The organism is Amycolatopsis sp. NPDC058340 (assembly GCF_042723975.1).
Taxonomy (GTDB): domain Bacteria; phylum Actinomycetota; class Actinomycetes; order Mycobacteriales; family Pseudonocardiaceae; genus Amycolatopsis.
In genome coordinates this window covers 31,838-45,362 of sequence record NZ_JBHXIB010000032.1, presented here as the reverse complement: position 1 = coordinate 45,362, position 13,525 = coordinate 31,838, and the positions used below count along the sequence as shown (strand labels likewise).

The following is a 13,525-nucleotide window of genomic DNA, read 5'->3' as shown; positions in this document are numbered from 1 at the left end:
GCGCCACGCCGTCCGGCTCTCCTATCCTTGGCGAGTGGACCGACCCAGCACGACGCCGAGCCAGGTCGCGGCGTTCTTCGATCTCGACAAGACGATCATCGCGTCATCGAGCGCGTTGGCCTTCAGCAAGCCGCTTTTGCGCGAAGGCCTGATCAACCGCCGAGCCGCCCTTCGCAGTGCGTACGCCCAGCTCGTCTTCTCCCTCGCGGGCGCGGACGCGGCGAAGACCGAGCGGATGCGAGCCGAGGTTTCCGCGCTGTGCACCGGATGGGATGTCGCGCAGGTGTCCGCGATCGTCCGCGAAACACTGCACGACGTCGTCGACCCGCTCGTGTACGCGGAGGCGGCGGAACTGATCTCGTCCCATCGCGCCGACGGGCACGACGTCGTGGTCCTGTCGGCGACCGGCGAGGAGGTCGTCGCGCCGGTCGCCGAAATGCTCGGCGCGACGCGGAGCGTGGCCACGCGGATGCAGATCGTGGACGGCCGTTACTCGGGCGAAGTCGATTTCTACTGCTACGGCGAGAACAAGGCCGTCGCCGCGAAACAGCTCGCGGCGACGTACGGCTACGACCTCACCCAGTGCCACGCGTACACCGACTCGAGCACCGACATCCCGCTCCTCGAGGTCGTCGGACGGCCGCACGCGGTCAACCCCGACCGCGTCCTGCGCAAGCACGCGATGGAACAGGGTTGGGAGATCCTCGCCTTCGAGCACCCGATGTCGCTTCGGACCCGGATCCCGGCGCGGTCCGCCGGCCTGGTGGCGCTCGGCGCCTTCGCGGCGGGGGCGACATGGTACGGCTACAACCGCCGCAAACGCACTCGCTGAGCGCACACCCACACGGCGGTACCCAGCCGGTTTTCGCAGTCAGGGCCGCGAATTGTCCGTCGCGGAGGGTGCCCGTGTCACTAGATCGAGCCTCTGTACCGGTGCACCCGTCTGCGCACTTGAAGTGACCCGGCTCACGGCGTAGAAAGTAGGTGCGGACGTTCGGTCGGCCAGGGAACAGGTAGAAGAGAAGCCTGTTCCACCCCGGCGAATCTCCGTGTGCGGACACCGGGTACCCACGCGCAGCGCGCCGCGGGAGGCTCGTCGTCTAGGGACTGCGTACCGGGACGCCGGACGCCGAGTCCATGAAGGTACGACCAGAGTTGCACGCTTGGTCGCCCGAGTGGTCCGCACTGACTGGCGGCGCCCGCCGGCTTCTTGCCGACGGGCGCCGCCAGTGTTTTGCCCACGTTTTCAAGCGTGACAGGCCCCTTCGCGTCCCTTTGTGTATGAACGGACCGTTCGTGCGGGTGGCCGATGGACAAGCAAAGTGCTCGTGGGTAGCTTCCGGATATCAGTGCTTCCAGGTGGACTTCTTTCCATCTGAGAGTCAGGCACGAATCTGGGAGGCTTGAGGTGACGACCCGAATCGCGCACGCCCGTCATCGGAGGATCCATGCGTTCGCCCTGCCCCTCGCGGGCCTGCTCGCCCTGGGTGTCGCAGGTGTTCCGGCGACCGCGCAGTCGGTGACGGCCGACGCGGAGGCGCAGCGGACGCTGCGCGGGTTGACCCTGGAGCAGAAGGTCGGGCAGCTCTTCGTCACCTGGGTGAACGGGAAGTCCGCCGACGAGGTCAACGCCAAGAACAAGGCCGACTTCGGCGTGGACACCCCCGCGCAGGTGATCGAGAAGTACCACCTGGGCGGCGTCATCTACTTCAACAACGACAGCCGCGACAACTTCGACGACCCGGTGCAGGTCGCCAAGCTGTCGAACGGCCTCCAGCGGGCCGCCCTCCGCAGCGGCGCCCGCATCCCGTTGCAGATCGCGACCGACCAGGAAGGCGGCACGGTCACCCGGATGGGTGCCCCCGCCACGGAGCTGCCGAACGCGATGGCGATCTCGGCCGGTCGTGACACCAAGGCCGCGCAGGAGGCCGCCCGGATCCTCGGGCACGAGCTGCGGGCCGTCGGCATCAACCAGGACTTCGCCCCCGACGCCGACGTGAACTCGAACCCGGCGAACCCGGTGATCGGCGTCCGTTCCTTCTCCGGCCGCCCGGAACTGGCGAGCCAGTTCGTCGAAGCCCAGGTCAGGGGCTTCCAGAACTCCGGACGGCGCTCCGAGACGGTGTCCGCCGCCGCGAAGCACTTCCCCGGCCACGGCGACGCGGCCACCGACAGTCACCACGAGCTGCCCCGGATCGACCGGAGCGAGGCCAGCTGGCGCGAGACCGACGTACCGCCGTTCAAGGCCGCCATCAAGGCGGGCATCGACTCGATCATGAGCGCGCACATCCAGTTCCCCAGCCTCGACCCGTCGGGCGAGCCGGCCACGCTGTCGAAGCCGATCCTCACCGGCAAGCTGCGCGAGGAGCTCGGTTACCGCGGAGTCGTCGTCACCGACTCCCTCTCGATGGACGCGGTGCGCGAGATGCACACCGACGCGGAGATCCCGGTGCTGGCCCTCAAGGCGGGCATCGACCAGCTGCTCATGCCGGTGAACCTCGAACTCGCGATCAACTCCGTGCTCGACGCCGTCCGCAAGGGCGAGCTGACCGAGCGGCGCATCGACGAGAGCGTCCTGCGGGTGCTGAAGCTCAAGCTGAACCGGGGCATCCTGACCTCGCCGTTCGTCGACCCGGCGAAGGTGATGTCGAAGGTCGGCATCCCGGCCAACCTCGCGACCGCGCAGGGCATCGCCGACCGGTCGGTCACCGCGATCCGCAACGACGGCGGGGTCCTGCCGCTCAAACAGCAGCCCGCGAAGACGCTCGTGACCGGCTGGGGCGTGAGCACGACGGCGTCGCTGGCCGCGAAGCTCACCGCGCACGGCACGCAGGCGACCGCGCTCCAGACCGGGCAGACGCCGACAGACGCGCAGATCTCGCAGGCCGTCGCGGCGGCGAAGAACGTCGACCTCGTCGTCGTGCTGACCAACAACGTGGGCACGTATCCGTTGCAGGGCAAGCTGTTGCAGGCGCTGGCCGACACCGGAAAGCCTGTCGTCGCGGTCGCCGCCCAGATTCCCTACGACGCCGGCTACGAGAACCCGATCAAGACGTGGCTCGCCACGTACGGCTACATCACGCCTTCGCTCGAAGCGCTGGCGAAGGTGATCCTCGGGAAGGTGACGCCGCAGGGCAAGCTGCCGGTGGACGTCCCCGCGGGCAAGGACGTGGGCACGGTGAAGTACCCCTTCGGCCACGGGCTGACCTGGTGAACCTCAACCGCCGCCACTTCCTCGCCACCGGCGCGCTCGCGGTCCCCGCGCTGACGGCCGGGTCCTCGGTCGCGGGGGCCCAGCCGGAAAGTGGTAGCAAAGGTCCCCCGCTCACCCGCACCGGAGCGGACGTGCTCGCCGCCAGGGGCTGGGCGCCGCTGTCCGGCCGCAAGCTCGGCGTGCTGTCGAATCCGACGGGTGTCCTGGCGAGCGGCGACCACATCGTCGACTCGATGGTCGCCGCCGGGGTCCGGCCGCTCGCCGCGTTCGGGCCGGAGCACGGGTTCCGCGGCAGCGCGCAGGCAGGCGGCTCCGAGGGCGATTACACCGATCCGCGCACCGGCGTGCCGGTGTACGACGCGTACGGCGCCGACGCGACGAAGCTCGCCGGGATGTTCACGAAGGCCGGCGTCGACACCGTCGTCTTCGACATCGCCGACGTCGGCGCCCGGTTCTACACCTACATCTGGTCGCTGTACACGGCGATGGTCGCGGCGGCGAAGGTCGGCGCGGCGGTCGTCGTGCTGGACCGGCCGAATCCGTTGGGCGGCAAGGCCGCCGGGCCGATGCTGAACCCGGCGTTCGCCTCGGGGGTCGGCCGGAAGCCGATCGTGCAGCAGCACGGTATGACCGTCGGCGAGCTCGCGCGGTTCTTCGCGGCCGAGTTCCTGCCCGCCGAGGGCGTCACGCCGGGCAAGCTCGAAATCGTCGAAGTGCGGGACTGGCGGCGCGATCAGCTCTTCGCCCGCACCGGGCTGACCTGGGTCCCGCCGAGCCCGAATATGCCGACGCCGGACACCGCGCTCGTCTATCCCGGCACCGGGATGTTCGAGGGCACCGTCTTCTCCGAAGGCCGGGGCACCACCAGGCCGTTCGAGATCATCGGCGCGCCGGGCCTCGACTGGCGCTGGCGGGAGAAGCTCGGCGAGCAGCGGCTTCCCGGGGTGAAGTTCCGTGAGGCCTACTTCGTGCCGACGTTCGGCAAGTTCGTGAACGAGCCGTGCGGTGGCGTGCAGGTGACGATCACCGATCCGCGGTCGTTCGACGCCATCCGCACCGCGGTCACCATGTTCGTCACCGCGAAACAGGTGCATCCGGACAAGTTCAAGTGGCGTCCCGACAATTTCCTCGACAAGCTCTCCGGCTCCGACAGGCTGCGCACGATGATCGACAGGGGCGCGGGAGTGGACGAGATCGTCGGGTCCTGGCAGGCCGAACTGGCCGAGTTCGACCGGAAACGCCGCCGCCATCTCATCTACCGCTGAGAGGAACGACCTTGCGTGTTAGGAAGATCCTGATCGCGGCCGTCTCCGTACTGGTCGCGGCGACCACTCTGTCGACGGCGGGAGCACAGGCGATTCCGGGTACCGGACAACAGGGAGACGGCGCGGCCGGCCGGTTCGACAAGCCGCGCGGCGGATTCGCGCCCGCGTCCACCGTGCTGCGCGACGGCGCGCCCTCCGACGTCGGCCTCGACCCGGAGCCGATCAAGGCGGCCGAGCGGTTCATCGAAAGCTGGACGAAACCGGACGTCACCGGGCATCCGCATTTCTCCGGAGCGGTCGGCCTGCTCGCGCACGACGGCGTGATCGTCGAGCGCCAGGCCGTCGGCGGCGCTGTCCGCTACGCCGACGCCAAGGGCACGGAACTGCCGCCAGAGCAGCAGGTGCCGATGCGCGCGGACACCATCTTCGACATGGCCTCGATCTCGAAGCTGTTCACCTCCATCGCGGTGATGCAGCTGGCCGAGACGGGCAAGCTGGACATCTCGGCGCCGGTGGTGCGATACCTGCCGGAGTTCGGGGTGAACGGCAAGGAAGCCGTCACCGTCCAGCAGCTGCTCACCCACGTCTCGGGCTTCGCCGCGACACCGCTCCCGTCGCTGTGGGAGGGCTATCCGGACATCCCGTCCCGCCGGAAGGCCGTCCTCGACAGCCCGTTGAAGAACGCGCCGGGCAGCACGTACCTCTACTCCGACATCAATCTGCTGACGCTCGGTTTCCTGGTCGAGGAGGTGGCCGGGGCGCCGCTGGACAAGGTGGTCCAGGACCGCATCGCCGCGCCGCTGGGGCTGGCCGACACCGGGTACAACCCGCCCGCGTCGAAACTCGCCAGGGTCGCGGCGACCGAGTACGCCACGAAGCCGCCTCGGGGGCTCGTACGCGGCGAAGTGCACGACGAGAACGCCTGGTCCCTGGGCGGCGTCGCAGGGCACGCGGGCGTGTTCTCCACGGCCGCCGACATGGCGGTGCTGGCGCAGACGATCCTCAACGGCGGCGCGTACCGCGGGCACCGGATCCTGCGCGAGGAGACCGTGCGGGCGATGCTGACGAACTACAACCACAAGTTCCCGGACAACGCGCACGGACTCGGCTTCGAACTCGACCAGCCTTGGTACATGGGCGCGCTGTCGGCCCCGTCGACGGCCGGGCACACCGGGTTCACCGGGACCTCGCTGGTGATCGATCCGCTCTCGCGGTCCTTCGCCATCCTGCTCACCAACCGCGTGCACCCGACGCGGAGCTGGGGCTCGATCAACCTCGCCAGGGAGACGTGGGCGAGCTCGCTCGCGAAGGCGATGGCCGTCCGCCCGGCGCGCGGCCGCGACGCGTGGTTCAGCGGCGCCGGCGACGTCTCCACGGCCACGCTCACGACTCCCCCGTTACAGACGCGCGGAGGGCCGCTGAAGGTCTCGTTCGACACCTTCGTGGACACCGAAGGGCCCTCGGATTCGCTGTTCTTGGAAACAAGTACCGACGGCGGAGCAACATGGAAATCGATTACCCTGCGTGCGAGCGGACCCGGCGCCCCCGCGGGTGACCAGACCGGGCTCGGCGGGCACGGGCATCGTGCTTGGTGGCGGGCCGCCGCCGAGGTGTCGCAAAGCTCACAAATCACCCTCCGCTGGCGTTACACGACCGATGCCCGTTACACCGGACGGGGAATTTCCTTGGACGGTGTGAAAGTCACTGAACGCGGCCGCATACTGCTGGACAGTGAGCATAATCCCCCTACTTTCGTCGCTACCGGCTGGAAGTTGAGCACTAGGTAGCCAATCGGCTCCGATGTGCTGACCGGACCGCCCCGTTGACCGGGACACAGCCCCTTGCGTCGCGACACTAAGTTGCCAAGTCGTTAGCTCGACCTCGTTAACGGCCTCGACCTGGTTAGCGACTTTCTGGTCAACGATTAATCGCAAATCGAATCCGCAGACACGGATAGGTTGCGATCTTCCCGAAGGGTGTGGGTAGCCTTGTCGCAGATGCCAACGGTTAGTAACTTTCCCACGGTGGGCGATACCGATTCCGTAATCGCGGCCGCACCGTCCGAGGCCGTGCCGGCGCAGCCGACACGGGACGCTGACGCGAGCCCGCTCGTCCGGATTCGCTCGCTCCTGCCCGGGCTCGCCCGGGCCGAGCAGCGCGTCGCGAAGGTCGTCCTCGACGACCCCGCGCAGGTCGCGCGGCGCAGCATCACCGAGGTCGCGCTCGCGGCGAACACCAGCGAAACCACCGTCACGCGGTTCTGCAAGGCGGTCGGCGTGGGCGGATACCCGCAGCTCAGGATCGCCCTGGCGGCCGACACCGCCCGGTCCGAGGCGCGGTCGACCCGCAACCTCGGCGGCGAGATCGGGCCGGAGGACGACCTGGCCGCCGTGATCGGCAAGGTCAGCTTCGCGGACGCACGCGCCGTGGAGGAGACGGCCGACCAGCTGGACGTCCCGTCGCTACAGCGCGTGATCGACATCGTGGCCGGCGCGGGCCGTGTCGACGTCTACGGCGTGGGTGCGAGCGCGTTCGTCGCCGCGGATCTGCAGCAGAAGCTGCACCGCATCGGACGGGTCAGCTTCGCCTGGTCGGACACGCACATCATGCTCACCTCGGCCGCCGTGCTGAGCCCCGGCGACGTCGCGATCGGCATCTCCCACACGGGCGCGACCACGGACACCGTCGAGGCGCTGCGGGTGGCCCGTGAGCACGGCGCGATCACCGTCGCCGTGACGAACTTCCCGCGTTCACCGATCACCGAGGTCGCCGACCACGTACTGACCACGGCCGCGCGGGAGACGACGTTCCGCTCGGGTGCGACCGCCAGTCGCATCGCGCAGCTGACCGTCATCGACTGCCTGTTCATCGGTGTCGCGCAGCGGCACATGGACGCGTCGGTCAACGCGCTCGACGCGACCAGGGACGCGGTCGGCTCGCACCGTCTGGGCGTCCGGCCCGACGGCAGGCGGCGGCCGCGGGAAACCGGCAAATGAGCGAAAAAGTGAGGCGCATGATGACCGTCCCACGCCAGGTGGTGCACGTCGACTCGCCAACCGAACAGCGCAATCCACGGACGACCGACATCGACCTGATGTCGACCATGGGCATCCTCGGCGCGATCAACGCCGAGGACCGCCGGGTCCCCGAAGCCGTCGCCGCGGTGCTGCCGCAGGTGGCGCGGGCGGTCGACTTCGCCGTGGAAGCGCTGCGGTCGGGACACCGCGTGCACTACTTCGGGGCCGGTACTTCCGGCAGGCTGGCGACGTTGGACGCGGCGGAGCTCGTGCCGACGTTCAACGTGCCCGCCGATTGGTTCATCGCGCATCACGCGGGCGGCGCGCGCGCTCTGCGCCAAGCCGTCGAAGACGCCGAGGACGACGCGAAGGCCGGAGCCGCCGAGGTGGCCGAGTCCGTCGCACCCGGCGACTTCGTGCTCGGGCTGACGGCTTCCGGCCGGACGCCCTACGTCCTCGGCGCACTGGCCGCGGCCAGCCGTCTCGGTGCCCGTACCGCGCTGGTTTCGGGCAATCCGGCAGCGGTGACGCCGCCGGGGGTCGACGTCCTCATCGCGGTGGACACCGGCCCCGAGGCGATCGCCGGATCGACGCGGATGAAGGCGGGCACGGCGCAGAAGATCATCCTCACGGCGTTCTCCACCGCGACGATGATCAAGCTCGGCCGCACGTATTCGAACCTGATGGTGAGCATGCGGGCGACCAACGCGAAGCTGCGCGGGCGGACCATCCGGATCCTGCGCGAGGCCACCGGGATGAGCATGGCGGACTGTTCCGACGCGCTCACCGAGGCCGACGGCGACCTCAAGGTCGCGCTGGTCCATCTGCTGTCCGGCGAAGACGTCGCGAGTGCGGCGAAGGCGCTGGCGGCCAGCGATGGCCACGTACGAAAGGCTCTCGACTCCCTGAGGGTGCGCGCGAGCTGAACACCGGCGGACAGACCCGTTCATCCCGACGCTTCGCGCTCACGCGACGCGAACGGGTGTCCGTCGCCGGGATGGCCGGATTCATCCTGCTGCTCAACGTCATCGGCTGGGGGGTCCTGACGCTTTTCGTGGCGCCGCGCCAATACGAGCTCGGCGCCACGGGCGTGTTCGGGGCCGGCCTCGGTGTCACGGCGTTCGTGCTCGGCATGCGGCACGCTTTCGACGCGGACCACATCGCCGCGATCGACAACACCACCCGCAAGCTGATGGCCGACGGGCAACGGCCGCTTTCGGTCGGTTTCTGGTTCTCCCTCGGGCACTCGACGATCGTCTTCGTCCTGTGCCTGCTGTTGTCGCTCGGCGTCCGCGCGCTCGCCGGGGCCGTCGAGGACGACTCGTCGGCGCTGCACCAGGCGACCGGGCTGATCGGGACGTCGGTTTCGGCGGTGTTCCTGTACCTCATCGGGATCATGAACCTGGTGGTGCTGGTCGGCATCGTGAAGGTGTTCCGGCGGATGCGGCGGGGCGAGTTCGACGAAGCGGCGCTGGAGCGGCAACTCGACAACCGCGGCTTCATGAACCGCCTGCTCCGCGGCGCCACCAAAGCGGTGCGCAAGCCTTGGCACATCTACCCGATCGGCGTGCTGTTCGGTCTCGGCTTCGACACCGCGACCGAGATCAGCCTGCTGGTGCTCGCCGGCGGCGCGGCGGCGTTCTCGCTGCCTTGGTACGCGATCCTGGTGCTGCCGATCCTGTTCGCCGCCGGGATGACGCTGTTCGACACCGCCGACGGCTGCTTCATGAACTACGCGTACGGCTGGGCGCTCGCGAAGCCGGTGCGGAAGATCTACTACAACCTCATCGTGACGGCGCTTTCCGTCGCGGTCGCCTTGCTCATCGGGACGATCGAGGTCGTCTCGATCATCACCGAACGGTTCGGCATCACTTCTGGCCCCCTGGCGGCGATCGGGTCGCTGAGCCTCGACTACGTGGGCTACGCGGTCGTCGCGCTCTTCGTGCTTACGTGGCTCTTCGCGCTTCTGGTGTGGCGCTTTGCGCGTATCGAGGAGCGCTGGTCGGTCGAGTAGGCCTCTGACCTGCGAAAAGGGAGCAAGGGACCTTTGCTACCACTCTGCTGCGACCAGGGCCGGCCGAGTCCCAGAGAAATGCCCGATTAGTGCCAGTATGCGCAGTTCCAGTCGGGGGTCGTGAGTGGCAAAGAGGGTTAGAACGACCATTGCCACTCACGACGCCCGCGCAAAGCGCCCAAAGCGACATGCGTACGTCGCTTAGTGTCCCGTGTGGACAGTTGGCCTCAGCGGAGTGGTAGCAAAGGTCCCTTGCTCCCCCGTTCGGTCAAGCGGGCACCTTCGCCCGCGAAGGGACCGAAAGCGCGAAGCCCAGCAGAGCGACGAAGGCGGCAACGGGACCGACCCACCAAACACCCGCCGACGACAGCACGACCCCACCCAGCGCGGCACCGAGGGCCCCGCCGCCGTAGATCGCGGAACCGTTGAGCCCCATGGCGACCGTCGGCGCGTCAGGCGCCAGCGAGAACAGCCGGTGCTGCTGCGGCACCATCAGCATGCCGCCGAAGACGCCCGAAGCCAGCGCGAGTACGAGCGAGCTGGGCAAGCTCAGCACGGCGACGTCCAGCAGCGCGAACGTCGCGACCGTGCCGATCAGCGAGATCGACCGGACGCGCGAAGGCCCCAGCGAATCCGTCGCCCGGCCCGCGAAGGCATTGCCCACGATCTGCCCGATCCCGAAACCGACGAGCAGCCACGAGATCGTCGCGCCCGCCGCCACTGGAGCCACCAGCACCGGCAGGTACACGAAGGCCGCGAAGCCCGCGGCGGTGCCGAGGACGCTCACGCCGAGCACGCGCGCGATCGGCGGCCGCGCGACGACGGCGAGCCGGTCGCGCAAAGACACCGTCGGCATCCGGACCCCGGGCAGCAGCGGCACGAGCAGCATCACGACCAGCGCCACCGCGCCGATCCCCCACATCACCGCGCGCCAGCCGAACCAGTTCCCGGCCAGCACCCCGATCGGCACGCCGAGCACCATCGACACGCTCATCCCGTTGGAGACCGTGGCCAGCGCGCGGCCGCGGCGCTCGTCCGACGCCAGGGCACCGGCGAGGACATAGGCGTTGGACTGGAAGGCGGCGGCACCGAGGGCGGCCAGCACGCGTGCGACGGCGACCACGGCGAAGGATTCGCCGAGCGCCTGACCGGCCATGCCGATCGTGAACAGCACCATCCCCGCGCCGAGCACCCAACGCCGGTCGAGCCGTCCGGTGAAAGCCGCGATGAGCGGCGAGGAAACCGCGTAGGTCACCGCGAAGACAGTGGTCAGCTGGCCCGCGACCGCTTCGGAAACGCGCAGGTCGGCGGCGATGGTGGGCAGCAGCCCGTTCAGGACGAATCCGTCGGTGCCGACGGTGAACGTCCCGACGGCGAGTACCAGCAGAGCCCCCAGAGCGAGCCGATCATTTGATGATCGTCGAATCGTCATGGGAGGTATAGTGAAGGGACTATTCGATGACTGTCAAATAGTTTGGAGTGAAGTGAGCAGCACGCTGCCGCAGCCGTCGATCGACGAGATCGAGATCGTGCCGGTGCTCCAGGCGCTCGCGGATCCCGTGCGACTGGAGCTGATCCGCGCCCTGCGAAGCAACCCTTCGCCGCGAAGCTGCGCCATCACCGAGTACGACGTCGAGATCAGCGCGCCGACGCTCTCCCACCACTGGAAGGTGTTGCGCGAGGCCGGCCTCACGACGACGTTCGTCGAGGGCCGGACCCGCTGGGTCGAGCTACGCACCGAGGACGTCCACGCCCGCTTCCCCGGGCTACTGGACGCCGTCCTCGCCTAGCCGCCACTTCGCCGCGAGTTCCGCCGCGGCGCAGACGCCGACGTCGAGCAGATACGGCCCCGCCTGCCCGCAGCCGGATCCGGGCGCGATCGGCTGACCGTGCCCCATCCCGGTGACGGCGTGCGTGTCGACGGCCGCGCCGACGTCGGTCCACTGCTCGGAGAGCTCACGCATGTTCATCGGGGCGACGGTGTAGTCCGCCGTCCCGTGCCAGACGCTGACCGGCGAACGCGGCCCGGTGCCCGCGGCCCGCACCTTGTCGCCCCATTGCTTCGGGGTCAGATCCTTGCCGGGGTTCATGCAGGAGTACGCGTCGATCATCGAAGTCGCGCAACCATAGGGCAGCCCCGCGACGACACCTCCGCCCGCGAAGAGTTCCGGATACGCCGCCAGCATCACGGAAGTCATCGCACCACCGGCCGACAAGCCGGTCACGTACGTCCGGCTCCCGGCCGAATACCGCGCCATCTGCGCGATGGATTCGGCTTCTCCGGACCCGCGCTTGATGTCGGCGGCCTGGAACCAGTTGAAGCATTTACTGAAGTTGTTCGCCGAGACTTGTTGCGGCAGAACGAGTTTGAACCGCAGCTTGTCCGCCAGCCCGACCCAGCCGGAGCCACGCGCGTATCCGGCGGCGTCCTGCGTGCAGCCGTGCAGCACGACCACCGCCGGCCGTCCGGACGGCAGCGCGTCAGGAACGTATTCGAACATCTGCAGAGCACCGGGATTGCTCCCGAACCCGGTCACCGGACGGATCGTCGCCGCCTGCGCCGGAGCCGAAGAAAGAAGGACCAATGTCGAAACCACCGCGCCGATGAGGAGTTTTCGCATCACTTCAGGCTAAAACCGCCGATGCGCACTTCCCACGTGGAAGAACACCACAGCGACGGCCCGTTTTGTGTGGTCGCGCCGGGTACCCTCACCCGAGAACCCCGCTTATCGTCGGCCGATGCGGCTCTTTCTGGTCCTCGCGATGATGCTGGTCCTGGCCACCCCTGCCCAGGCGGCGAGCGGTTGCGGGAACGTGCGCGTTCCCGGCGCCGCGGCCCAACGACTGTCCTGTTTGGACGATCTGACCACCACCGGCACCCTGGCCACCGGGCATACGGTCCAGTCCGACTGGGCCGGGCTCACCTCCGCCGGTTTCCCAGCCCCCAAGGGCGTTCCCGGCATCCAGATCGACGGCTACTTCCCGGACTCGTCGACGTCCAACACCACACACGGCTGGAACCACGACGCGCAGTTCGTGCTGCGGCTGCCCGATCGCTGGAACGGCGGCCTCGTGGTCTCGGGGTCACCGGGAGTCCGGCGGCAGTACGCGAACGATCGCGCGATCGGCGACCAGGTCCTCGCCGCCGGCTACGCGTTCGCCGCCACCGACAAGGGCAACACCGGTGCTGACTTCCACACCGACGGACGTCGTCCGGGTGACACGCTCGCCGAGTGGAACTCGCGGGTCACGCAGCTGACCATCGCGGCGAAGGCGGCCGTCGCGCACCGCTACGGGCGCCTGCCGGGCCGCACCCTCGCGGCCGGGATGTCGAACGGCGGCTACCTCGTCCGCTGGCAGCTCGAGAACCGGCCGTGGCTCTACGACGGCGGAATCGACTGGGAGGGCACGCTTTGGCACGAAGACGGCCCGAACCTGTTCACCTTCCTGCCGCCCGCGATCAAGGCCTATCCCGCGTACGCCGCCGGTTCCGCGCAAGCCCACCAGGAAATTCTCGACGCCGGTTTCGCACCTGGCTCGAAATTCCTTTGGAAGTACCACAACGACGTCTACTGGGGCTTGACCCAGCGGATCTATCAGGCCGAATTCGACCCGTCGTTCGCCGGGACCGATTACGACTACGCCGCTCGCCCGCCGTCGGTGCACCGCGCGGTCGAACGGATCTCGCTGACCGGCCGGATCGGCAAACCGCTGATCACCCTGCACGGAACCCTCGACACGCTCCTGCCGATCACCCGCGATTCCGACGTCTACCAGTGGATGATCGCCGACCAGGGCCGCGCCGGCCTGCAGCGCTATTACCGGATCGTCGACGGCAACCACGTCGACGGCCTGTACGACGCGTATCCGGACAGGCTGCGCCCGATCGGCCCGTGTTTCCGCACTGCTTTCAGCGCTCTCGAAGGCTGGCTCGACGGCGCCCGCCCGCCCGCTTCGGCGACGATCCCGCGTGCGGGCGGTGACCTGGCGACGACCTGCGCACTAAGCTGATCGC

11 protein-coding genes are annotated in these 13,525 nt (G+C 68.7%); 9 read left to right on the top strand and 2 right to left on the bottom strand.

Annotated features, from left to right (window positions below; all coding sequences use genetic code 11):
• Positions 1–34: 34 nt before the first annotated feature.
• The 7 genes from ACFWIW_RS28510 to ACFWIW_RS28480 all read left to right on the top strand — a co-directional run bounded on the left by ACFWIW_RS28510 (position 35) and on the right by ACFWIW_RS28480 (position 9,510).
• Positions 35–832 (top strand): HAD family hydrolase, encoded by a 798-nt coding sequence (locus ACFWIW_RS28510; RefSeq protein WP_378371313.1) that lies wholly within the window; start codon positions 35–37, stop codon positions 830–832.
• 576 nt (positions 833–1,408) lie between these two features.
• Positions 1,409–3,214: a glycoside hydrolase family 3 protein gene (locus ACFWIW_RS28505; protein WP_378371312.1), complete on the top strand. Its 1,806-nt coding sequence runs from the start codon at positions 1,409–1,411 to the stop codon at positions 3,212–3,214.
• Positions 3,211–4,479, top strand: a complete 1,269-nt coding sequence (locus ACFWIW_RS28500) for an exo-beta-N-acetylmuramidase NamZ domain-containing protein (protein ID WP_378371311.1) — start codon at positions 3,211–3,213, stop codon at positions 4,477–4,479. Before ACFWIW_RS28505 ends, ACFWIW_RS28500 begins: the two co-directional genes overlap by 4 nt.
• 11 nt (positions 4,480–4,490) lie before the next feature.
• Positions 4,491–6,266 (top strand): serine hydrolase, encoded by a 1,776-nt coding sequence (locus tag ACFWIW_RS28495; protein WP_378371310.1) that lies wholly within the window; start codon positions 4,491–4,493, stop codon positions 6,264–6,266.
• A gap of 210 nt (positions 6,267–6,476) precedes the next feature.
• Positions 6,477–7,475, top strand: coding sequence for a MurR/RpiR family transcriptional regulator (locus ACFWIW_RS28490; RefSeq protein WP_225949385.1), 999 nt, complete (start codon positions 6,477–6,479; stop codon positions 7,473–7,475).
• 17 nt (positions 7,476–7,492) lie between these two features.
• On the top strand, positions 7,493–8,422 hold the full coding sequence (locus ACFWIW_RS28485) for an N-acetylmuramic acid 6-phosphate etherase (RefSeq protein WP_378371309.1): 930 nt from the start codon (positions 7,493–7,495) through the stop codon (positions 8,420–8,422).
• Between the two features lie 56 nt (positions 8,423–8,478).
• Positions 8,479–9,510, top strand: coding sequence for a HoxN/HupN/NixA family nickel/cobalt transporter (locus tag ACFWIW_RS28480; protein ID WP_378371308.1), 1,032 nt, complete (start codon positions 8,479–8,481; stop codon positions 9,508–9,510).
• A gap of 268 nt (positions 9,511–9,778) precedes the next feature.
• On the opposite strand, the gene ACFWIW_RS28475 is transcribed toward ACFWIW_RS28480, so the two are convergent.
• Positions 9,779–10,942 (bottom strand): MFS transporter, encoded by a 1,164-nt coding sequence (locus ACFWIW_RS28475; RefSeq protein WP_378371307.1) that lies wholly within the window; start codon positions 10,940–10,942, stop codon positions 9,779–9,781.
• Positions 10,943–10,994: 52 nt separating this feature from the next.
• Between ACFWIW_RS28475 and ACFWIW_RS28470 the strand changes: the two genes are divergently transcribed.
• Complete coding sequence (locus ACFWIW_RS28470; RefSeq protein WP_378371306.1) at positions 10,995–11,300, top strand: ArsR/SmtB family transcription factor; 306 nt, start codon at positions 10,995–10,997, stop codon at positions 11,298–11,300.
• Here ACFWIW_RS28470 and ACFWIW_RS28465 read toward each other — a convergent pair.
• On the bottom strand, positions 11,277–12,131 hold the full coding sequence (locus ACFWIW_RS28465) for an alpha/beta hydrolase family esterase (protein WP_378371305.1): 855 nt from the start codon (positions 12,129–12,131) through the stop codon (positions 11,277–11,279). The genes ACFWIW_RS28470 and ACFWIW_RS28465 overlap by 24 nt on opposite strands.
• Positions 12,132–12,249: 118 nt before the next feature.
• Here ACFWIW_RS28465 and ACFWIW_RS28460 point away from each other — a divergent pair, with 118 nt between their 5' ends.
• A complete protein-coding gene (locus ACFWIW_RS28460) occupies positions 12,250–13,521 on the top strand; it encodes a tannase/feruloyl esterase family alpha/beta hydrolase (RefSeq protein ID WP_378371304.1) in 1,272 nt (423 codons plus the stop codon).
• The last annotated feature ends 4 nt before the right edge of the window (positions 13,522–13,525 follow it).